At 36.3% G+C, this 21114-nt stretch carries 21 protein-coding genes and 1 tRNA gene; 11 read left to right on the forward strand and 11 right to left on the reverse strand.

Annotated features, from left to right (window positions below; genetic code table 11):
• Positions 1-503: 503 nt before the first annotated feature.
• The gene (locus tag H4K33_RS09705) at positions 504-986 is read right to left on the reverse strand and encodes a regulatory protein RecX (RefSeq protein WP_182648362.1); all 483 of its coding nucleotides are present in this window, start codon (positions 984-986) and stop codon (positions 504-506) included.
• A gap of 152 nt (positions 987-1138) precedes the next feature.
• Here H4K33_RS09705 and H4K33_RS09710 point away from each other — a divergent pair, with 152 nt between their 5' ends.
• Positions 1139-1633, forward strand: a complete 495-nt coding sequence (locus tag H4K33_RS09710) for a DinB family protein (RefSeq protein ID WP_182648364.1) — start codon at positions 1139-1141, stop codon at positions 1631-1633.
• Between the two features lie 99 nt (positions 1634-1732).
• Here H4K33_RS09710 and H4K33_RS09715 read toward each other — a convergent pair.
• A tRNA-Leu gene (locus H4K33_RS09715) sits at positions 1733-1812 on the reverse strand.
• A 159-nt stretch (positions 1813-1971) separates the two neighbouring features.
• On the opposite strand from H4K33_RS09715, the gene H4K33_RS09720 reads away from it, so the two are divergent.
• From H4K33_RS09720 to H4K33_RS09735, 4 genes are all read left to right on the forward strand, one after another.
• Positions 1972-2913: a ribose-phosphate pyrophosphokinase gene (locus tag H4K33_RS09720; RefSeq protein ID WP_182648366.1), complete on the forward strand. Its 942-nt coding sequence runs from the start codon at positions 1972-1974 to the stop codon at positions 2911-2913.
• 26 nt (positions 2914-2939) lie between these two features.
• On the forward strand, positions 2940-3548 hold the full coding sequence (locus H4K33_RS09725) for a 50S ribosomal protein L25/general stress protein Ctc (protein WP_182648368.1): 609 nt from the start codon (positions 2940-2942) through the stop codon (positions 3546-3548).
• A 129-nt stretch (positions 3549-3677) separates the two neighbouring features.
• Positions 3678-4244 carry an aminoacyl-tRNA hydrolase gene (gene pth / locus H4K33_RS09730; RefSeq protein WP_182648370.1) on the forward strand — a complete coding sequence of 189 codons (567 nt, stop codon included), beginning with the start codon at positions 3678-3680 and terminating at the stop codon, positions 4242-4244.
• An 18-nt stretch (positions 4245-4262) separates the two neighbouring features.
• Positions 4263-4763 (forward strand): GNAT family N-acetyltransferase, encoded by a 501-nt coding sequence (locus tag H4K33_RS09735; RefSeq protein ID WP_182648372.1) that lies wholly within the window; start codon positions 4263-4265, stop codon positions 4761-4763.
• A 31-nt stretch (positions 4764-4794) separates the two neighbouring features.
• On the opposite strand, the gene aspS is transcribed toward H4K33_RS09735, so the two are convergent.
• The 4 genes from aspS to H4K33_RS09755 form a co-directional block, all read right to left on the reverse strand.
• Entirely contained in the window at positions 4795-6549 is a 1755-nt protein-coding gene (aspS, locus tag H4K33_RS09740) for an aspartate--tRNA ligase (protein WP_182648374.1), read from the reverse strand.
• 75 nt (positions 6550-6624) lie between these two features.
• Entirely contained in the window at positions 6625-7797 is a 1173-nt protein-coding gene (locus H4K33_RS09745) for an MFS transporter (protein WP_182648376.1), read from the reverse strand.
• Between the two features lie 22 nt (positions 7798-7819).
• The gene (locus tag H4K33_RS09750; RefSeq protein ID WP_182648378.1) at positions 7820-8884 is read right to left on the reverse strand and encodes an NADH:flavin oxidoreductase/NADH oxidase; all 1065 of its coding nucleotides are present in this window, start codon (positions 8882-8884) and stop codon (positions 7820-7822) included.
• A 56-nt stretch (positions 8885-8940) separates the two neighbouring features.
• Entirely contained in the window at positions 8941-9597 is a 657-nt protein-coding gene (locus tag H4K33_RS09755; RefSeq protein ID WP_182648380.1) for a metal-dependent transcriptional regulator, read from the reverse strand.
• Positions 9598-9699: 102 nt separating this feature from the next.
• Between H4K33_RS09755 and H4K33_RS09760 the strand changes: the two genes are divergently transcribed.
• The 4 genes from H4K33_RS09760 (at position 9700) to H4K33_RS09775 (ending at position 14841) form a co-directional block, all read left to right on the forward strand.
• The gene (locus H4K33_RS09760; RefSeq protein WP_182648382.1) at positions 9700-11952 is read left to right on the forward strand and encodes a TonB-dependent receptor; all 2253 of its coding nucleotides are present in this window, start codon (positions 9700-9702) and stop codon (positions 11950-11952) included.
• Between the two features lie 12 nt (positions 11953-11964).
• Complete coding sequence (locus tag H4K33_RS09765) at positions 11965-12432, forward strand: thioredoxin family protein (RefSeq protein ID WP_182648384.1); 468 nt, start codon at positions 11965-11967, stop codon at positions 12430-12432.
• A 155-nt stretch (positions 12433-12587) separates the two neighbouring features.
• Positions 12588-12950: a BlaI/MecI/CopY family transcriptional regulator gene (locus tag H4K33_RS09770; RefSeq protein ID WP_182648386.1), complete on the forward strand. Its 363-nt coding sequence runs from the start codon at positions 12588-12590 to the stop codon at positions 12948-12950.
• 25 nt (positions 12951-12975) lie between these two features.
• Positions 12976-14841 carry a M56 family metallopeptidase gene (locus H4K33_RS09775; protein WP_182648388.1) on the forward strand — a complete coding sequence of 622 codons (1866 nt, stop codon included), beginning with the start codon at positions 12976-12978 and terminating at the stop codon, positions 14839-14841.
• Between the two features lie 68 nt (positions 14842-14909).
• Here H4K33_RS09775 and H4K33_RS09780 read toward each other — a convergent pair whose 3' ends face one another.
• The 5 genes from H4K33_RS09780 to H4K33_RS09800 form a co-directional block, all read right to left on the reverse strand.
• Positions 14910-17516 (reverse strand): carboxypeptidase regulatory-like domain-containing protein, encoded by a 2607-nt coding sequence (locus tag H4K33_RS09780; RefSeq protein WP_255493646.1) that lies wholly within the window; start codon positions 17514-17516, stop codon positions 14910-14912.
• 103 nt (positions 17517-17619) lie between these two features.
• Positions 17620-18411, reverse strand: a complete 792-nt coding sequence (locus H4K33_RS09785; protein WP_182648392.1) for a GLPGLI family protein — start codon at positions 18409-18411, stop codon at positions 17620-17622.
• Positions 18412-18463: 52 nt separating this feature from the next.
• Positions 18464-18643 carry a hypothetical protein gene (locus H4K33_RS09790; protein ID WP_182648394.1) on the reverse strand — a complete coding sequence of 60 codons (180 nt, stop codon included), beginning with the start codon at positions 18641-18643 and terminating at the stop codon, positions 18464-18466.
• 231 nt (positions 18644-18874) lie between these two features.
• Positions 18875-19468, reverse strand: a complete 594-nt coding sequence (locus tag H4K33_RS09795) for an ATP-binding cassette domain-containing protein (protein WP_182648396.1) — start codon at positions 19466-19468, stop codon at positions 18875-18877.
• Between the two features lie 2 nt (positions 19469-19470).
• A complete protein-coding gene (locus H4K33_RS09800) occupies positions 19471-19734 on the reverse strand; it encodes a hypothetical protein (protein ID WP_182648399.1) in 264 nt (87 codons plus the stop codon).
• A 247-nt stretch (positions 19735-19981) separates the two neighbouring features.
• Between H4K33_RS09800 and H4K33_RS09805 the strand changes: the two genes are divergently transcribed.
• Together H4K33_RS09805 and H4K33_RS09810 are read left to right on the forward strand one after the other, a co-directional pair.
• Complete coding sequence (locus H4K33_RS09805) at positions 19982-20407, forward strand: hypothetical protein (protein ID WP_182648401.1); 426 nt, start codon at positions 19982-19984, stop codon at positions 20405-20407.
• Between the two features lie 101 nt (positions 20408-20508).
• Complete coding sequence (locus H4K33_RS09810; RefSeq protein ID WP_255493647.1) at positions 20509-21018, forward strand: septal ring lytic transglycosylase RlpA family protein; 510 nt, start codon at positions 20509-20511, stop codon at positions 21016-21018.
• Positions 21019-21114: the final 96 nt, after the last annotated feature.

Consider the following 21114-nt stretch of genomic DNA (forward strand, 5'->3'; position numbering starts at 1 on the left):
CTTTTGAAAAGCCTGATTACGTAAGTAGTCAGGCTTTTTTGTTTTTGATTATCAGTGAACTGTTAACTGGGATCAGTGGCGAACGAGAGTTCGCTTTTTTTGTTTGGTGAGGTGGTGAGGTGGTGAGATGGTGAAATCGGAACGCAGTGTAGATTCATCGAACACTAAAACCAATATAAACTAGGTGAGATAGGTGGTGAAATCGAAACGCAGTGAAAATCGAAACGCAGTGTAGATTCATCGAACACCAAAACAAATATAAACTAGGTGAGATATATTCATCGAACACCAAAACAAATATAAACTAGGTGAGATAGATGGTGAGTCGCACAACAAACGACAAACGACAAACAACGCACAAAAAAAGCCCTTAGAAGGGCTTTAATTATTTCTTATACACAAATGTATTTACGTGCTTTTTGTTGCTTTAAACGTCAAGTAATTGACTAGGGTAAGAGTTCTGCGGTCTCTACGTATACTGGATAGTGAACAAGCAGGCTCTATTAACTTTCTTTTTCCAGTTCGTTTGTCTTTTCAATAATGTCATTCATCGCATATCCCTTGCGGAATAAATAAGCTTGGAATTTTTGTTTTTTCTTTTGTATATCTGAATCTGTTAGTTGAATCCATTTATTTTCACTGATACGATCAAACGTTTGATAGTATTCCTCATCGTTTATTTCGGTTAGTGCAATTGTAATTAGCCGACTGTTGATATTTCTCAATTTTAATTCTGAAGTAATTCTGTTTTTCCCCCAAGCACTTAATCTGTGCTTACCTCTTACAAAGCTCTTTGCAAATCGCTCTTCATTCAGGAAGTTGTGTTCGATTAGATGTACGATGATTTCATCGTGTATTTGGGGTGTTATACGCAGCGAAAATAATTTGTTGACTACTTCTGAGTGACAACGGTCTTGGTATGCACAATAGTGCTCTAATTTGCGTTTAGCGTCATCAAAGGAAAGATAGTTGGATTCTTGATTCAAGATTGTAGTTTTTTACAAAGATAATCAACCCAAAGGAAAGTTGGCAGTGAACTTATATTGTTTGAGTAAAGATAAAATTATATTTATCAAATAAATTGAATATATGCGTTTCATTTTGTAGTTTTCCTCTTAGAAAAATAACAACGAAGATTATGAGTATTAACAGAAGTTTTTTAGTAGAACTACAACACGAGTTAGGTAGTACAAGAAAGATTATTGCTTGTGTACCGACGGATAAATGGGATTGGAAACCACATGCAAAATCTATGAGTTTAGGTGACCTATCAAGACACATTGTTGAATTGATCATCTGGACAGAAATTATTACGCAACAAGAGAGCTTAAACTTTCATACAGATTATAAGCCATTAGAGGCTAAAACAACAGAGGAGTTGTTGCAGGTGATCGACAATTATGAGAAACGTGTTGTAAAGGCTGTAGAATCAATGTCAGAGGAACAATGGATGCAACCTTGGACATTGAAAGCTGGAGAACATACAATTATGGAAATGCCCAAAGTTGGAGCTAATCGATTTGTTGTAAATAATCATATCTACCACCACAGAGGACAATTGTCTGTTTATTTACGCTTGCTAGATATTCCGATTCCTGGTATGTATGGACCTTCTGCTGACGATGCGAAATAGATTTTGATATGCAGGTTACTGTTTATAACCTGCTGTTAAATTTAGAATAGAAAAGTATTGAAAATAAAAAAGCCTAACTAAAAAGTTAGGCTTTTTTCGTACCCGGAGTGGGAATCGAACCCACACTCCTAGGAACACGAGTTTGAGTCGTGCGCGTCTACCAATTCCGCCATCCGGGCATTTGGTGTTGAATTGTGAGTGCAAATTTACAGAAAAAAATATGCTATCAAAGAAAAAAAGCAAAAAAATCGTTCTAGTCAATTAATATTTTATAAATTTGCATCGCTGAATTACAATAAGGAGGCACTAACTAACAACATAACAACTAATTAGAAAAAATGTTAAATCCTGAATCAGAAGCAAAAATTTTTGCTTGTTCGCAAAGTATTGAATTAGCGGAGAAGATAGCAAAGGAATATGGTATAGAATTGGGTAAAGCGACCTTATCACATTACAGTGATGGGGAATTTCAACCCTCTTTTGAAGAATCAATTCGAGGAAGACGAGTTTTCCTTGTTTGTTCTACATTTCCATCATCAGATAACCTAATGGAATTATTGTTGATGTGTGATGCAGCTAAGAGAGCGTCAGCACGCCACATTACTGCGGTAATCCCTTATTTCGGATGGGCTAGACAGGATAGAAAAGATAAACCAAGAGTTCCAATTGGAGCGAAGTTAGTTGCAAAATTATTAGAATCAGCTGGTGCAACGAGAATTATGACCATGGATCTACACGCAGATCAAATCCAAGGATTCTTCGAAAAACCAGTAGATCATCTTTATGCATCAACAATATTTTTACCTTATGTTAAGAGTTTAAATATTGAAAATCTTACGATTGCATCACCAGATATGGGAGGTTCAAAAAGAGCTTATGCTTATTCTAAGTTTTTAAATTCAGATGTAGTAATCTGTTACAAACAAAGAAAAGAAGCAAACGTAATCGAGAAGATGGAACTTATTGGCGACGTAAAAGGACGTAACGTTATTTTGGTTGACGATATGATCGATACAGGTGGTACGTTGGCAAAAGCAGCGGATATGATGTTAGAAAGAGGAGCGTTGAGTGTACGTGCTATTTGTACTCATGCAATCTTATCAGGAAGTGCTTATGAGAAGATTGAAGAATCTTCATTAACAGAATTAATCGTTACAGATTCAATTCCGTTGAAAAAACCATGTGACAAAATTAAAGTACTTAGTTGTGCTCCATTGTTTGCAGAAACAATGCACAATGTGCAATCGAATTTATCGATTAGCAAAACATTCGTAATGTAAATTATTAATACTAAATATTTAAAGTAATGAAATCAATTACAATTAAAGGATCAGAAAGAGAAAGCGTAGGTAAAGTTTCTACTAAAGCCTTACGTAATGCTGGAATGGTTCCTTGCGTAGTATACGGAGGAGAACAATCAGCAATCCACTTCACAGCAGAAGAGAAAGCATTTAAAAGTTTAGTTTACACTCCTAATGTACACACTGTTGTGATTGAATTAGAAGGTGGTAAAAAAATCAATGCTATTTTACAAGATATTCAGTTCCACCCGGTATCTGACAAAATCTTACACATCGATTTCTACCAATTATTCGACGATAAAGAAATCACTTTAGAAGTGCCTATCAAAATTTCAGGTAACTCTAAAGGAGTTATGGCTGGAGGTGTATTAAACATCAACAACCGTAAATTAAAAGTAAGAGCTTTACCAGCTAACTTACCTGACTTCGTAGAAGTAAACATTTCTGACTTAGAAATGGGTAATAAATTATACGTTACAGATATCGCAACTGATAACTATAAATTATTACACCCAGATAACACTGTAGTTTGTCAAGTGAGAATTTCTCGTGCAGCTATGAAAGCAGCTCAAGAAGCAGCGAAAGCAGCAAAAGCTCCTTCAAAGAAAAAATAATTATAGCTTATATACATTATTGGAAAGCGCCTGTATTTTTACAGGCGCTTTTTTTATTTGGTTAAATAACTTATGGAATGTCTCGGGTTTGCTTTATTTTTGTACCCTGAAAATTAGTAACATAATACCATGAAGAAGTTTTTAATTGTAGGATTGGGAAATATAGGTGTTGAATATATTCATACACGTCATAATATTGGATTTAAAGTTGTAGAACAAGTAGCCCGTGATTTAGGGGGAGATTGGCAAACGGTAAAATTGGGAAGTTTAGCAGAAGTAAAAGTAAAAGGTAGAACGCTGTTATTGTTGAAGCCTAATACTTTTATGAATTTAAGTGGTAAAGCTGTTCAATATTGGATGCAGAAAGAAAACATTCCCCTAGAGAATGTTTTGGTGGTAACGGATGACTTGAATATTCCCTTCGGAACGATTCGCATCAAAGCCAAAGGATCAGATGGTGGTCACAATGGATTAAAGAATATTCAGGCGGTTTTAAACAATACAAATTACCCGCGTTTTCGATTCGGTATTAGCGATGAATTTAAGAAAGGTCAGCAAGTAGATTACGTGTTAGGGGAATGGTCTGAAGAAGAGAAAGAAAAACTTGTAGAACGTCTGGAAACGTCTTCTAAGGCTATTCAGGAATTTGCTTTAGGAGGGTTGAATAATGCCATGAATATGTATAACGCGAAATAGGAGATAGCCCTTGATGAAATGAAAAAGATTCTAGAAACTTCTCGCTTAGTTCTAAGAGAGCTACATCCAAGTGATGCAAGTTCTTTTTTTGAATTGAATGCCAATCCCAATGTGATTCGCTACACGGGGAATACTGCTTTTACAGATGTAGAGGAAGCCAGGATATTTCTAGAAAATTACAGCGATTATCGCGAGAAGGGTTATGGCAGATGGGCGGTAGTTTTAAAGGATACAGGACAATTTATCGGCTGGTGTGGATTAAAGTTCGATGCAGATACCCAACAAACAGATATCGGTTTTCGTTTCTTTGAAGAAGAATGGGGGAAGGGATATGCGACTGAAAGCGCACAAGCTTGTTTACAAGTGGGATTTAATCAATTTCAATTATCTCATATCATTGGTCGGGCGATGAAAGCTAATATCGCTTCTATATGCGTTTTAGAAAAGCTGGGACTTACGTATGAACAAGATATTATACTTGATGGTGAAGAAGCTGTTTTGTATAAAATAAAGAAATAAAAAACGGGAACTTTCAAGTTCCCGTTTTTTGTTATTTTTCCGCTTTGATAGCAATGTGTAATTCTTCTAATTGTTCTGGGCGAATCATACTTGGTGCGTCAATCATCACGTCTCTTCCTGAATTGTTTTTAGGGAAAGCAATGAAATCGCGAATGGTCTCTTGTCCTCCTAAAATAGCTACCAGGCGGTCTAGTCCAAAAGCCAACCCTCCATGTGGTGGTGCCCCATATTGGAAGGCATTCATCAAGAATCCGAATTGCTTTTCTGCTTCTTCTTTAGAGAAACCTAAGTGTTTAAACATCAATTCTTGGGTTGTTTTATCGTGAATACGAATAGACCCCCCTCCAATTTCGTTTCCATTTAAAACCATGTCGTAAGCATTTGCGCGAACTTTTCCTGGATCTGTATCTAGTAAAGCGATATCTTCTTTCTTGGGTGAAGTAAATGGGTGGTGCATGGCGAAATAACGTCCTGATTCTTCGTCCCATTCAAATAAAGGAAAATCGATTACCCATAATGGAGCAAACTCGTCTGATTTTCTCAATCCTAAACGATTTCCTAACTCCATGCGCAATGCACTTAATTGTGCTCTTGTTTTATTTGCAGGACCTGAAAGAACTAAGATAATATCTCCTGTTGTTGCTCCTGTGATACTTGCCCATTGTTTTAAATCTTCCTGGTCATAAAATTTATCAACAGAAGATTTGAATGAACCATCAGCCTCACATTTACAATATACCATTCCCGAAGCTCCAACTTGTGGGCGTTTTACCCAATCAATTAAAGCATCGATTTCTTTTCTAGTATACGCCGCTCCACCAGGAACAGCAATACCCACTACTAATTCAGCGCTGTTGAAAACACCAAAATCTTTGTGTTGCGCTACAGCGTTTAACTCTCCAAACTTCATCCCGAAACGGATATCTGGTTTGTCATTTCCGTAAGTACGCATGGCTTCTTCGAATGTCATGCGAGGGAATTTATCAATTTCAACACCGTGAATAGATTTCAATAAGTGTTTCGTCATCCCTTCGAATGTGTCCATGACATCTTCTTGATCAACAAAAGCCATTTCACAGTCGATTTGTGTAAATTCAGGTTGTCTATCTGCACGTAAATCCTCATCGCGGAAACATCTCACGATTTGGAAGTAGCGATCCATACCTCCTACCATCAACAATTGTTTGAAGGTTTGTGGTGATTGCGGTAAGGCATAAAATTGACCAGGGTTCATACGAGAAGGTACGATAAAATCACGCGCTCCTTCAGGTGTAGAACTGATTAAGTATGGTGTTTCTACTTCACAGAAATCTTGTGCAGAAAGATAATTTCTCACCTCTTGTGCAACTTTATGTCTGAAAAGTAAACTGTTTTTTACAGGATTTCTACGAATATCTAAGTAGCGATATTTCATTCGAATATCTTCTCCTCCATCAGTTTCATCTTCAATTGTAAAAGGTGGAACACTTGATTCGTTTAAAATTGTTAGTGACTCAACTAAAATTTCAATATCCCCAGTTGGCATATTTGGATTTTTAGATGCGCGTTCTATTACAGTTCCCGTTACTTGGATTACATATTCACGACCTAAGTTTTTCGCTGTTTCGAAAACAGTTTTATCTGTTCTTTCCGCATCAAAGATTAATTGTGTAATACCATAACGATCACGTAAATCAACCCAAATCATAAAACCTTTATCACGGTGTTTACTCACCCAACCTGAAAGGGTAACTGTTGTATTTATATCTGAAGCACTTAAAGCTCCACAAGTATGAGTTCTATACATGGTAAAAATTATTTCTGCAAATTTATAAACTTATTGTGAATAGGACGTCTTTTGCTTGAAGAATGTAGGTGTAAACTATTGAATTTCTTGTGGCAAAGATTCCTCTCTTTTTTTGAATTGAATAAATAGATAGGCTAACATCGCACCACAGAGTGCCATCCCAGCACCTACCCATTCTGGCGAATTATAACCCAATCCCATTGTAATGGGAATACCTCCCAAGAATGCACCTAATGCATTGCCAATGTTGAAACACGCTTGTCCTGCTGATGCAGCTAACATTTCTGATCCTTTTGCGTTTTTGATTAACAGCATTTGTAAGGGTGATCCGATAGTAAAGGCTACTAACCCCGTTACTAAAGACATGGTATAAGCCATCCATTGGATGTGTACGGTATAGTATACTACTAATAAACATACGGCCATTAGTGAGAAAGAAAAAATAACGGCCTTCGCAGGTGAAAAGGTATCTGCAATTTTTCCTCCTACAAAATTACCCAGAAACATTCCTAGTCCGACTAAAGTCATGATAATAGGTATGTTCGCCTCGGGAATCAAAGCGATATTTGTCATCATGGGAGCTATGTAACTGATCCAGGCAAATAACCCTCCTGTTCCAATGGAAATAAGCGCAACTAAAATCCACGCAATAGGCGTTTTGAAAAAGGCCATTTGTTTTTTGGTATTGGTTGTCGTATCTGCTTGTAATTTGGGAATCCAAAAGTAAATCGCTAAGGTTGTTAATACTCCTAAAGAGGCAATTAGGGTATACGCTTCACGCCAAGAATAATGTTGACCAATCCATGTACTTAGAGGGACTCCTGCTAAGTTGGCTGTGGTTAATCCCGCAAACATAATAGAAACGGCTTGAGCTTCTTTTCCCTTTTGTGCTAATTGAGTTGCTACTACAGATCCTACTCCAAAGAAAGCACCATGAGGTAATCCCGACATAAATCGCGTTGCAATTAAGGTTGGATAAGAAGGGGATAGTACAAAAAGAACGTGAAAAACGGAAAATAGCAGCATTAATGCCATTAAAACCTTGTGTGGAGCAAATTTGTTGGAAGACATTACCAATAAGGGTGCCCCAACTACTACACCAAGGGCATACGTTGATATAAAATTTCCTGCTTTTGGAATAGATATTTGTAAGTCTTTTGCGATTTCAGGTAATAAACCCATCATCGAAAATTCGGTCATACCGATGGCTAATCCACCAACAGCAAGTGCTAATAAGCTTTTATTCATTGAATATAGTGTAAAATTTAAATTATTCTTTTCCTCTTTCATATTGTGGAGCCCACGGAATTTCCTCCCCCAATTGTTGAGCCGCTGTCATGGCAAAATGAGGATCCCTTAGTAACTCTCGTGCAATAAAAATTAGATCGGCTTCGTTTTGTTGTAAAATAGCTTCCGCTTGTGGACCTGTTTTAATTTCTCCAACAGCCCCAACAGGCAATGTTGTGTTGGCTTTGATTTGTGCCGCATAAGGCACTTGATAATTTGGACCTGTTGTGATTTTTTGATGTCTCACACCACCTCCTGTACTCACATCAATCACTTCTACGCCTTTTTCTTGTAAAATTTGAGCTAGCGCAACGCTTTCTTCAAGGGTCCATCCGCCTTCGGCCCAATCTGTAGCGGAGATTCGAACCCATAAACTCTGTGTAGTTAACACAGGTTGAACAGCCTCTATAATTTCTAATAAAAATCGAATTCTATTCGCAAAGCTTCCTCCGTATTCATCTGTTCTATTGTTTATTAGAGGAGAAAAGAATTGATGAATTAAATAACCATGGGCACCATGGAGCTCAATTATTTCATACCCTGCTTGTATCGAACGAACGGTAGCTTGTTTAAATGCATCAATCGTTTGTTTGATTTCCTCTTTGGTCAAGGCAAGAGGAGGGTGATCGTTGTCGTTAAATGGTATTGTTGAAGGAGCAACAGTTTGCCAACCATTGTGTTGATTGGGTGCAATTTGATCTCTCGTAATCCACGGCTTTTCGCAACTCGCTTTTCGTCCTGCATGCGCTAATTGAATACCTGGAATACAGTTTTGCGCTTTAATAAATTTTGTAATCTGTTGTAGCTTTTCTATGTGTTCATCAGACCAAATCCCCAAATCTCCATATGTAATGCGCCCTTCGGGAACAACAGCTGTTGCTTCTTGGATGATTGCAGCTACTTGACCCGTTGCAAATTGACCTAAATGAACTAGATGCCAATCGGTTGCAAAACCATCCGTGGCAGAATATTGGCACATGGGCGAAACAATAATTCTATTTTTTAAGGTGTGATTCTTTAATCGAAGTGAACTAAATAATAAACTCATACGGTTGTTTTTGAGTGGTTGAATAAAAAAAGCTTACTGATTAGTAAGCCTTATAGTTATTTCAGTTGAACAAAAAGATTGTTTGCTATCTTTTTGGTTATCGTAATTTTTGTACCATTAATTTCAATTAAATACGATTGATCAAACGGCTCAATTTCCAAAATTACGATCTCACTGCCTAAGGCGATTTTTTGTTTGTCTAAATATTGCAAAAATTCAGCTGAGGAATCTTTTACTCCTACGCAAATTACTGCTTGTTGAACTTTTATTTCTGCTAATATCTTTTTCTTGATTTGTTTTATTTCCCCTTTTGCGTTAGGAATGGGATCACCATGTGGATCTTCCGTCGGAAATCCAAGATAGGCTTCTAATTTGTTGATTAACTTTTCTGACTTAATGTGCTCTAACTCTTCCGCAACGTCGTGGACTTCATCCCAACTAAATCCTAATTTATCAACTAAAAAAACCTCCCATAAACGGTGCTTTCTCACAATCATTTTTGCCGCTAAAAGCCCTTCTGATGTCAAGCGAACTCCTTGATACTTTTGATAAGTAACTAGTTTTTTATCATTTAATTTCTTGATCATATCCGTTACCGAAGAGGCTTTGGTCTCTATTCGTGCAGCAATTGCATTCGTAGAAATTCCGTTTTCTTCGCCCTGTGATAAATGAAAAATGGTTTTCAAATAGTTTTCTTCTGAATACGTAAGCATGGAGTAGTTTTTTATAAAATACAAATTTACGATTTTTTTTATTTAAATTATATTTTTAGCTTTGCCTAAATTTTAATTCAATATAACAGTAAATATTTTTTTATGCGTGTAGTAATAAGTTTTTTGTTTCTTCTGGTTTTCGCTAGCGCAGCTGAAGCTCAAACTATCCAAGGAAAGATTACCTCAAAAGGGGAGGTGTTGTCTTATGCGAGTGTGTCTATTGCAAATTCCGCTAAAGGGACAACCTCTGATGAGGATGGAAAATATAAAATCGAAAAAGTACAAGTGGGATCCTATCTTGTGCAAGCTGAATTCGTTGGTTTTAAAAAAATGTCAAAGCGCGTTACAGTGAAAGAAAATCAAACACTAACGGTGAATTTTGACTTAGAAGAAGATTCGAGTTTGGATGAAATTGTAATTTCAGGATCGTTAAAACCAGTTTTGAAATCTGATGCGGTTACTCCAGTGGAGATTTATACACCTGCTTTTTTTGAGAAAAATCCAACGTCAAATTTATTTGATGCTGTGCAAATGATTAATGGGGTACAACCTCAGTTGAATTGCAACGTATGTAATACAGGAGATATCCACATCAATGGAATGGAAGGTCCATATACGATGATCTTAATAGATGGAATGCCAATTGTGTCTTCACTTTCTACCGTTTATGGATTGTTTGGGATTCCCACCAATATGATCGAACGCGTTGAAGTGGTGAAGGGTCCTGCCTCTTCGCTATATGGAACTGAAGCTATGGGAGGAATTATTAATGTTATTACCAAAGACCCTGAACATGCTGCTAAATTAAGTGTAGATGCCTTTAGTACAACCTGGCTGGAAAATAACCTCGACTTAGGAGCTGGCTATAAATTGGGAAAAAAAGTGAATGGATTATTTGGAGGAAACTACTTTAAATTTGGCGAGCGAAAAGATAAAAATGGCGATGGATTTACTGATGTAACACAACAAGAACGCGTTTCTTTGTTTAATAAGTTTAGTTTGAAACGTCCTGAAAATCGCGTTGCAAGTTTGGCTTTACGTTATGTATACGAAGATCGTTGGGGGGGTGAAACGCATTGGAATCGCAAGAAACACAGAGGTGGAGAAGAGGTATATGCAGAGAGTATTTTTACCAATCGCTTTGAAGCTATCGGAATGTATCAATTGCCGACAACGGAAAACATCTATACGCAGTTTTCGTATATCTATCACAATCAAAATTCGATGTATGGACCAGAATCTTATGATGCCAAGCAACAAGTTGCTTTTGCTCAGGCCTATTGGGATAAAACCATAGGCGATCACAGTTTGTTGATTGGAGGATCATTTAAGTATACCTATTACGATGACAATACACGTGCAACGGGAATTTACGATGAAAATGGTTTAGTCAAAAACCAACCTCAAGAAACGCCAATACCAGGATTATTTGTTCAAGATGAGTGGTCATTGAATAAACAGAATAAATTGTTACTTGGTTATCGCTTTGATTATGATAAAACACATGGCGGTATCCATTCGCCTCGCTTAGGATACAAATTTGCACCAAACACCAACCACGCCTTGCGCGCTAGTTTTGGAACAGGATTTAGAGTGGTGAATGTATTTACAGAAGATCACCGCGCCTTAACAGGAGCAAGAGAAGTTGTATTCGCGGAAGCCTTAGATCCTGAAAAATCATATAATGTCAATTTGAATTATACGGTTAAGGTACCAACTAATTTTGGGGCTTTTAATTTTGATATCAATGGGTTCTATACCTATTTTACTAATAAGATTGACGCAGATACGGATACCGATCAATATAAAATTATCTACGCGAACTTAGACGGACATGCGATTTCAAAGGGGGTTTCTTTGAATATGGATGTTGCTTTTGACTTTCCATTGAAATTGATGGCTGGAGTTACGTATATGGATGTGTATCGAAAAGAGGATGGTCAGCGCGAGCAAATTTATCATTCACCAAAGTGGTCAGGGAATGTTTTGGCGAGCTATAATTTTGGTAGTGGTTTTACTGCAGATTTAACAGGTGATTGGAAAGGACCTATGCGCTTACCGAGAGTAGAAGATGATTATCGCCCTGAATATTCACCCTGGACGGTGATCGCCAATATTCAAGTAACGAAGAAATTTGGAAATAATTTCCAAGTATATGGTGGTGTGAAAAATATTTTCAATACACTTCCGAAAGAAGACACCATTGCAAGATGGTGGGATCCATTTGGAGAACCTGGTAATGGCGTTACCCCGCCTCCAGGAAGAACAGATGTTATTTTTGAACCGAATGATTATAGCTATACAGCTTTACAGGGAATCAGAGGTTTTATCGGTGTGAGATATAGTATTTTTTAAATTAGTTAGTCCATGAAAGGGATAAGCAGAAAAGGAATTCTTGTTTTAACTTGGTTGATTTTGTTACTCACCAGTGGGATGAAAGTAAAAGCGCAAGAAGTGACATTCTCTTCTTTGGAGAAGAATATGGAAGCAAAAGCAAAGCCTATCGTCGTGTTTTTACATACGAATTGGTGTAACTATTGTGCGTTGATGAAAAAGAAAACTTTTGCTAATGAGAAAGTGCAACAAACCTTAGAAGAAAATGTGTACTTTATTTCGTTTGATGCCGAATCAAAGGAAAGTATTCGCTTTAGGAACAAAGATTTTGTTTTTAAGAAGAAAGGACTCCAAGCTGGTGTGCATGAATTAGCGGAGGCCTTAACGTCTCAAAATGCTTATCCCGCCTTGGTATTTCTAAATGAAAACTATGAAATTATATACCAACAGTATGCTTATGTTGGTCCAAAAGAAATGCTTCAATTACTGAATGCATTGTAGGAGACTACGTGTTATTTTTCTTTAAAGGCACTGTAAATCAACATGATTTATAGTGCCTTTTTTTATGTAAATCAACTTTTTTTATTGAAAACTAAAAATTTAGTTTGATAACTAAATTTTTAGTTATATGTTTGTTTTAGTCAAAAGAAAAAGAAATGGAAAAATTAACCAACAAGGAAGAAGAGATCATGCACATCCTTTGGAAGTTGCAAAAAGGTTTTATCAACGATATATTGGCAGAAATGCCAGAACCCAAGCCTCATTATAATACCTTATCTACGTTAGTGCGTATTTTGGAAGAAAAAGGAGTAGTGGCTCATCATGCCTACGGCAAATCACATCAGTATTATCCTGTTGTAACGATGGAAGCGTATCGCTCCATGTTTATGGAAGAAACAATGCACAAGTATTTTGACAATTCATTTAGTAATTTGGTTAACTTTTTTGTCAAGGATAAACAGGTCTCACAAAAAGAATTGGATGAAATTCTTTCAATCATTGAGCGCAATAAAAAGTAAGTATCAACCCCAAAACCTGTAGTTTATGCATTCATTTGTTGAATATCTATTGAAAGTAAATGGCTTGCTCGTTATAGTCTTAGCTTTTTATTATTTGGTTTTGAGAAAAGAAACGTTCTTTTCTGCAATTCGCTACTATTTTTTAGTGGGAATTGGATTGAGTTTTATACTACCGCTATTGCGTTTTACCCAAACAGTATATGTAGAGCAGCACATCGATTGGTCGGCATTGCTACAACAGGGGAATGAAGATCTATTGGTGGAAGAGCAATTGAGTTGGATAAACGCCTTAGACTGGCAAACAATTCTTACCTATTTAGTATTAACCATAAGTAGTGTATTAGGATTTCTATTCGTCGCAAAAGTGATTCGATTAACGCGTTATGTCAAGCAATTACCTCTTTGGGCTAATCACGCAATGGTAAAAATAGATGGAACCACACAAGAGGCTTATTCTTTTTGGAAGTGGATTGTTTTACCCACTCAAGATAGAGAAAGTGAAACACTATCAACTATTATTCAACATGAACAAGTGCATGTACAGGAAAAGCACTCCATAGATCTTCTTTTGATTTCTGGTTTAAGATGCATTTTTTGGTTTAATCCACTGTTGATTTTGTTGGAACAAGTCATTCGATTAAACCTTGAATATATTGTAGATCAAAAGGTCTCTGCTGTACAAAATAGCTATGAGTATCAAATGACTTTAGTGCGTTTTGAACAAACGAAAGGATCTGCGATGTCTTTGGTTAATTCTTTTGGATCTTCTGATCTCAAAAAAAGAATCATTAAACTCAACCAACCCAAATCTAAAAATATGAAAAAATCAAAATTTGTTTTATGTCTACCCTTAGTGGTGGGATTCTTTTTGCTTTTTCAAGTGAAAACAAAAGCAGAAGTTGTTTTTGTGGAGCAAGAGCAAATTGGCAGTAATACAGAACAGGAGTCAGAAAAAAGAAAGCATACTGCTGAAGTAACAGGAGAGAGTGAGGGAAGTCTCCCTATGGAACAACAAGAAACGGCAGCGGTAAAAAAGAAAGAAGAGAACAAATCTCAAGGAGAAAAATCTGCTGAGAAAAAAGCGGGATCTGTTCAAATTATAACTAGAGATGAAGATGGTAACATTGTGTATCAAACAGATGATGCTACAGATGAACAATTGGCCAAGTACAATATAGTTCGAGTGGATGATGGTAAGGGAGCTCTAAAACAGTTTAAAATTGTTACATCGGAAAATGGTTCTAGGCATAGTCGTATTTACATCAATGGTAAAGATTATTCGATTGATGAATTGCTGAAGGAAAGCCAACAAGCAGCTGAAACAAGCACAACATATTTTCACACGAATAAAGGAGAGGAATTATCTGAGGAAGTAAAAAAAGCGATAGAAGAGGCAAAGAAAAGTCAGGAGGAGGCTAAAAGAGCTATTGAAAGTTCTAAAAGACAAATTGAGGAGTCAAAGAAAGCAATGTTAGAATCTCGCAAAGTAATGGAAGAGTCTAAAGAGGCGAGAGCAAGAGCAATAAAAGATGCAAAAAAAGCACTAGCTGAAACGCGAGAGGTAAGAGAACAGGCATTGGCTGAATCGCGTAAGGCAATGGAAGAATCTAAAGAAGCGAGGAAGCAGGCGATAGAAGCGGCAGTTGAGGCTAGAAAACAAGAGCAACAGTATAAAAAATGGACTGTAGTTGGTGGTACAATGAGAAATGAAGAATCAGCCTGGCAGAAATATATTATCGATGGAGTACACGTAAAGGATAATACGATCATTAATTCTTTAGATCCGAATGATATTGAGCAAGTACATGTTATCAAAGGAGAAAAGGCAGTGAAAGAATATGGAGAAGATGCAAAAAATGGAGTAATCCTTGTAACAACCAAAAAGAAATAGATTATTACTTTTGAAATAGAATACGTTAGTTAGAGAAGGCTTTCAACTGTAGTTGAGAGCCTTTTTAGCTAGAAAGAAAAGCGAATGGAGACTAAGAGTTGTCTAGGTCTTATAGGCGTTTGTGTAACACTGCTCATCATATCTTCCAAGATAACTTGGTTGTATTGCACTGTATTTAAGAGATTCGTCCATGCGAATTCGACGTCTATTTTTCGCTTGGAGAAGGTATAACGATAGGTCAAGTCTAAAAAAGTACTAGTAAATGAGTGCTGTTGGATGTGATCTTCCTGATAAGATAGAGTCGCAAGTAAAGTATGCTGAGAAAAAGGGAGAATACCTATAGTTGCATCATGTGTTTTTTTAGAAGTTTGATAGGAGGAGATAGCGCTGTTTTTGCGCTGTTGATACGTAAAGGAATAGTCTACATTCAACCAAGAGTAAGAAGTATTGCTCAAACTGAATCGGTAGATGTTTTGATTTGTTTTTACGGTATTGTAAATGTGATTAATCAATTGGGGATCTTTACTGCTACTATAGCTTAAATTTGCTTTTACAGTTGTGCTGATAGGTTCAATGAGCTTGTTTATATTAAATGCTACTTGTTTGGTTGTTTTTGTATTTCTTTGCTCTACAGCTTGAATTAGCTGTTGCCCATTATCGCTAATTTCTTTGGTAAATAAAATTGGTCGATCTTGCTGCGTATACTCCAAGTTCATATAGGAGAACCATCCTGTGAAAGGATCTTTAAAACTCGTTTCTACCTTCGTTGTAAAACGATGACTCGGTAAAATTTGATTGGTATAAGACGTAAAATTTAGCGCATTAAAAATAGGAGAGGCATACAATTGATTGAGCGGGGTAGAAACACTGTTATAAGCTATATTTCCTCTAAAGGTCCAACGTAAAGAGGCAGTATATTGGGCATAAAGCGTAGGGGAAAAAAACAATTTGCGGTTGTTGTCTTCCTGTTTGTTTACTTTGTTAGTTAATGACACAACATTCCAATCTAAAGGAAGGTTGAGGTTGAACGACCAGCGTTTGGATCTAAAGCTAATCTTGGAATGTAAAACATGGCTGCTCATTTGATAACTTAAATCATTGCGATAGGTATCAGAAGTTGGAAACAAGATACCGTCCATTTCACCATACAAATTCGAAGTAAAATCCGTCCGTTGAAAGGTAAAGTTATATTCTTCCGAAAGCGTCCAGTTGTTCTTTCTCCATACATAAGATAGTGCATTTCGCGTGTAAAATGATTGGTTTTCGACTTGCTGATTCAAACTGTTATAAGGAGTTAAGTCTAGAGTATTCATGCTAAATAGAGCCGTTGGAGTGGTGTAATATGCTTCCCTGTTTTTTGAAAAATCAACAAGAGAGCGAAAATTTATCCAATGTTTTTCTGTTAGAGGAATAATTGTGCTTGCTGTATTTTGCAATTGAACTGCTGGTGCATTCGTTTGCTGTTGAATGAGATTTTTGGGTGTATGTAAGGTTAAATTTCCCTTTGCTTTCGTTCTAGAAACATGGAGAGTTGTTTTGTTTTTTGTATAGTTTTTCTTTTTGTTTTGTGTGAAAGTAAAAGTAGAAAGAAAGGTCTCTTGGGTAGCAAGACTTGAGGTCGTTCTTTTATAAACTATTGGAGTGTCTGAACTAAAATCGTGTATTGTTGTGGCTTGCATTCGATCATCTGCCGTATTCTTTTCGTTTAGATAGTATACTGTTGCGGCAAACTCCCACTCTTGTTTGAGTTTTTGTATGACATTCAAATTACCTAGGTGACCTTGATTAAACCAATAGCGGTTCTGCTTGATCGAAGGATCCGGATTAGTGGCTATTTGCAGAAAAGACATGTTGGTAGGGGAATATAAAAAAGTATCGTATTTTTCAAAGGAGTAAAGATTGGTCATTTTAGTCACTAAAGTTGATCCTGTGTTGTTGGTTTCATAGCTTCCTAAGGCTTGAAACAAACGACTAAAGAACATAGGAGAAAGCGTTACATCCCAAATAAAAGGACTAAATCCTCCTCCAATTTTAGCCGTACCTGTACGGCTTATTTTATTCTTTAATCGAATATTTAAAGCAGGTTTGCCTGTTGAAACTGCCCCCGCTAACATTTTTATTGGTTGATGATCCTCATACACCTCTACCCGACTAATATCATCCGGAGAAATAGCTTTGGTTATTGCAGCATAGCGTCCTTTCATCAAATCCAACCCTTCTACGTAAAAGCGATGAATATTTTCTCCTTGATATTTGATTTGACCTGATGCGCTAACTTCTATACCAGGAAGTCGTTTCAAGACATCTTCTAATACGCGATCGGTTTTTGATGTAAAAGATTCTACGCGATAGCTTAGTGTGTCATGGCGTTGTGTAATAGGAGAAGGTTTAATGAAGATTTCTTCTAATACGGTTTCCTGTTCTTTTAAGGTGAGATTGAGATAAGGAACAGGAAAGACTAAAGCATGGTGATATAGCGCATAATCAAGATGTTGAATGCGTAGGTTGAGGTTTGAATTTGATGTAGGTAACGACATTTCAAAGACACCTGCTGTATTAGACTGTGTATATTGAATTATCTCCTCTGTTTCTGCTTTTACAAGGGAGATGATGGCTCCTTCAATAGGTGTATTGGATGTATTTGCAATTCTGCCTTGAATGCGTTGTTGTCCCATAAGGGATCCGCTTATGCAGTAAAACAAGCAAAAGATAAAAGTGTTTCGAAAAGAATCTGGCATACTATAGAAAAATAAAGGAATGAAATAGTGTGCTTCAAGGTTATTCCACTTTAAAAATAGGATTTGAACGAAGTCCTACTTTTTCTGCAAATTCGGCAGGTACTGTTTCTGCATTTTTAGGATTCATTTCAATTAAGAGATCTCTATAGGATTTATTTTGATATACTTTTAATGCTTTTTCGTATTGTTTCACCGTAATAGGAGTGATGAGGTCTTTTGGATTACTCAGGTTCCAATTCTTGATAGTTATTTTTTTGCTGTTTGCGAATTCAAATTCATAGTGATGTTCATCGTCCCAAGCTTTGACTACAAAACCGGGTAGGTTTTTAAATTTATAAGGACCTTCAATTAGGGGAATCGCTGTGGTAAAGAGGACATTCCAATGGCGGCCTTCAAAAAAAGTAGTCGCTTTTTGTACGGTATAGTTCTGCCATTGTTCATTACCAGGTTCTATTTTCCAAATCAAGGTGTTTTTAGGTTCGTCATATGTAAAAATTGTTTTATTGATCTTAGAAAAGGTAGTCAAGATTCCGTTGGAATAAAAAATCGTGAAGTTTGTTTTTGAGCGATAAGTACGAAGAGTTTGCATGAGTTCGTCTTGCGATTTTATTTCAGCGATTGCTTGTTTTCGCTCTAATAAAGCCAGTTCGATAAAACGGGAAGATTGGTTAGAATCAATATCTAGAACAAATAGATATTCCTCTATTTTCTCAGGCTGTGTCTTGTCTAGAATGAGTTTGCCTAAGTAGTTATAGCGCATGACCGTTTGCTCTTGGGCGTATAAATTAATATAGCCGTTTATGATTAGTAAATAAAATAATAATTTTTTCATATTTTAATTTTTAAGTTAATAGGAGCATTTTTTAAATAAATGCTCCCAATTTTTATGCTCCACAAACGTATGCCTCGATATGGTCAATATCCTCCATTATGTCTGTTATTGTATCATGCTCTTGAGGGCAATACGTTGTTCCACCTCCACAAGAATAGTTTAGAGTAAAACAACCTGCAAAACTTACTGTAGATAACGCAAAAAGCGATAAGGTTAACACTGTCTTTTTCATCTTCTAGTTGTTCAGTATTTTCTCCCTGTTCCCAGTTTTTGTTTGATTTTAGGGTGAATTTAAGTGAGAAAAAGAAGAGGTCAAAAGAACTAGTTGAATGTTTAATGCATTAGTTGTTAGCTGTTTGAATTGTGAATTTCGAGAATAAAAAAAAGGCTTTCAACTACAGTTTGAAAACCTTTGCTAATTTTTTTAGGAAAGAGGACTTGGGAAAGAATGCCGAAAAATGGCTTAGGTTAGCTGTACTAAATTTCCATTTTGCAACTGTATTTGTCTTGTTCGGATGGGAGTCAAGAGATGGGGGATGTGATTGACAATTAGAATTCCTTTCGTTTTGATTTTTTGTTGTAAGACAGTAAGAAGCTGTTCTTGCAGTAGGGGTGATAAGCCAGCGAAAGGTTCATCTAATAAAATAAATGGTTGAGGTAACTCAAGTACAAATAGCGTTTGTATAAGCTGTTGAATACCTGTTGAAAAGGAAGAGATGGGTTGATTTAGATGAGCTTCAAAATCAACCCAGTTCCAATATGATTGGGGTAATACATCTTTGAGACGTAGTTGTTTTGGAAAAAAACTAAATTGAGGTTTTAATGCAAAATAGCGCTGTAGTCGATTGGAATTTCGAATGAGCTTTTGATCGATTTTAATATGTATATGCTGTGGTTTCTTGGTACCAAACAACACTTCGAGAAAAGTGGATTTTCCTGCACCGTTTGAACCAATTAACTCAATTAGCTCTCCCGTTTGCATCTGGAAGTAAATATTGTTGAGTATGGTCTTGCTATTGACTTGGTAAACAAGACTATCTAAATACAGGGTAGACATGGTTAACTAATTTTGACTATAGAAATTAGAAAAGCGAGTATTAAATTGCTTCCCAATAAGGTGAAAACTAGGTTGTGTGGTTGCCATCCTTTGTTTTTGAAAAAGTACAACTCATATTGGCGAAACGTCCCAAAATAGATTAATGCCAGAAAAGTTCCTAACAACGAAGGAATGAACCACCAAACAACAGTGGTCCAAGTTAGAAGTGTCGTTACTGTAAAAGACAGCAGATAATAGGGATAGAAAAGGGAAATAACTTTTCGCATAAAGTAGATTATAATAGCCTAAGATACTTGTTTTTACTGAAATAATAACTAGGTATGGATATAATACGCATTGTGGGAATTCAATGCATGTACACCTTACACGTGTATAATATTTCCTAGATTAACGGAATATGCTGAGGTTTATTTAGCGAAAAAAGCAATTGAGACGGTAGAATGTAATTCAAAAAGTACAGCGCTTAGTTTCAATTGTTTTATTTATATTTGTCTATAAACTAATAACAACAATATGTATAAGATGTTACAACCAGCGCATTCAGGCGTTGCATATTTAGCATTGATTTTCTTAGTAATCGTAGTGATTAATGCTTTTGTAGGTTTAAGCTCTAAAAAAGAGTTTACAGATAAAGACCGCAAATTAGGTTTGATTGGGTTAATCTTCTCTCATATCCAATTATTGTTAGGTTTAATCCTATATTTCGTTTCACCATTAGTACAAAGTTTTGGTGTAGCCATGAAAGACTCAACATTGAGATTGTATGCGTTAGAACACCCATTAATTAATATCATTGCAATTGCGTTGATTACGATTGGATGGTCTAAACACAAAAAAGCAACAGAGAGCAACAAAAAATTCAAAATGTTCGCTGTTTTCTATACCATCGGATTAGTTTTAATCTTATCTAGAATTCCTTGGAAAGTTTGGTTTGCATAATCAAAACACATATAATTTAAAAAAGAGAGCTTCAAGCTCTCTTTTTTGTTTTGGTATACTTCTTGTTTAACTATACTGTCTATTTTTTAAATAGGAAGATTATGAAATACATTCAATACCTCATTTTTGCCCTAGTGATCTTCACGCTATCAAGTTTTGAAGAAGCGGGTAAATTAAAAGAAAAATCGAGACCTGTTGCGATGCAATTGGCCCAAGTTATAGATACAGTAGCTATGTTGGATTTACCTGTTGTTGACGAGACAGATTCGATCGTTATGGCAGAAGTAGAGGAAGACAGCTATGAAGTAGTTAGTGATGAAACAAAAGCCTCATACTACCACGATAAATTCTCTGGTAAAAAGACGGCTAGCGGAGCAATCTTTGATAATACAAAGTATACAGCAGCGCATAAATCACTGCCTTTTGGAACTAAAATCAAGGTAACTAATTTGAAAAATAAGCGCTCTGTAGTGCTTACTGTAACGGATCGTGGACCTTTCGTAAAAGGTAGAACAGTAGACGTTTCTAAACGCGCTTTCATGGATCTAACGGACAATATTGGTCGCGGAGTTTTAGATGTTAAGATTGAACGTATAGTGGAGGAAATTTAAGTAGTAAGGTAAACCTTGAATGCAACTATTTGTTATTCAGTTATTAATTAAATGTGTGGCGCAGGTTGGGGAAATTTTCTACAATTCGAGGATGTG

The organism is Myroides sp. WP-1, assembly GCF_014145635.1.
In the GTDB taxonomy this organism is placed as follows: Bacteria; Bacteroidota; Bacteroidia; order Flavobacteriales; family Flavobacteriaceae; genus Flavobacterium.

What these genes read in the sequence shown, in the direction of transcription:
- H4K33_RS09725 (WP_182648368.1), top strand. Translation starts at nt 2,940, where the DNA reads ATGAAATCAATTACAATTAAAGGATCAGAAAGAGAAAGCGTAGGTAAA.
- pth (WP_182648370.1), top strand. Translation starts at nt 3,678, where the DNA reads ATGAAGAAGTTTTTAATTGTAGGATTGGGAAATATAGGTGTTGAATAT.
- H4K33_RS09750 (WP_182648378.1), bottom strand. Translation starts at nt 8,884, where the DNA reads ATGAGTTTATTATTTAGTTCACTTCGATTAAAGAATCACACCTTAAAA.
- H4K33_RS09785 (WP_182648392.1), bottom strand. Translation starts at nt 18,411, where the DNA reads ATGAAAAAATTATTATTTTATTTACTAATCATAAACGGCTATATTAAT.
- H4K33_RS09795 (WP_182648396.1), bottom strand. Translation starts at nt 19,468, where the DNA reads ATGTCTACCCTGTATTTAGATAGTCTTGTTTACCAAGTCAATAGCAAG.
- H4K33_RS09765 (WP_182648384.1), top strand. Translation starts at nt 11,965, where the DNA reads ATGAAAGGGATAAGCAGAAAAGGAATTCTTGTTTTAACTTGGTTGATT.
- H4K33_RS09735 (WP_182648372.1), top strand. Translation starts at nt 4,263, where the DNA reads ATGAAAAAGATTCTAGAAACTTCTCGCTTAGTTCTAAGAGAGCTACAT.
- H4K33_RS09775 (WP_182648388.1), top strand. Translation starts at nt 12,976, where the DNA reads ATGCATTCATTTGTTGAATATCTATTGAAAGTAAATGGCTTGCTCGTT.
- H4K33_RS09755 (WP_182648380.1), bottom strand. Translation starts at nt 9,597, where the DNA reads ATGCTTACGTATTCAGAAGAAAACTATTTGAAAACCATTTTTCATTTA.
- H4K33_RS09720 (WP_182648366.1), top strand. Translation starts at nt 1,972, where the DNA reads ATGTTAAATCCTGAATCAGAAGCAAAAATTTTTGCTTGTTCGCAAAGT.
- H4K33_RS09810 (WP_255493647.1), top strand. Translation starts at nt 20,509, where the DNA reads ATGAAATACATTCAATACCTCATTTTTGCCCTAGTGATCTTCACGCTA.
- H4K33_RS09790 (WP_182648394.1), bottom strand. Translation starts at nt 18,643, where the DNA reads ATGAAAAAGACAGTGTTAACCTTATCGCTTTTTGCGTTATCTACAGTA.
- H4K33_RS09745 (WP_182648376.1), bottom strand. Translation starts at nt 7,797, where the DNA reads ATGAATAAAAGCTTATTAGCACTTGCTGTTGGTGGATTAGCCATCGGT.
- aspS (WP_182648374.1), bottom strand. Translation starts at nt 6,549, where the DNA reads ATGTATAGAACTCATACTTGTGGAGCTTTAAGTGCTTCAGATATAAAT.
- H4K33_RS09760 (WP_182648382.1), top strand. Translation starts at nt 9,700, where the DNA reads ATGCGTGTAGTAATAAGTTTTTTGTTTCTTCTGGTTTTCGCTAGCGCA.
- H4K33_RS09710 (WP_182648364.1), top strand. Translation starts at nt 1,139, where the DNA reads ATGAGTATTAACAGAAGTTTTTTAGTAGAACTACAACACGAGTTAGGT.
- H4K33_RS09770 (WP_182648386.1), top strand. Translation starts at nt 12,588, where the DNA reads ATGGAAAAATTAACCAACAAGGAAGAAGAGATCATGCACATCCTTTGG.
- H4K33_RS09805 (WP_182648401.1), top strand. Translation starts at nt 19,982, where the DNA reads ATGTATAAGATGTTACAACCAGCGCATTCAGGCGTTGCATATTTAGCA.
- H4K33_RS09800 (WP_182648399.1), bottom strand. Translation starts at nt 19,734, where the DNA reads ATGCGAAAAGTTATTTCCCTTTTCTATCCCTATTATCTGCTGTCTTTT.
- H4K33_RS09780 (WP_255493646.1), bottom strand. Translation starts at nt 17,516, where the DNA reads ATGGGACAACAACGCATTCAAGGCAGAATTGCAAATACATCCAATACA.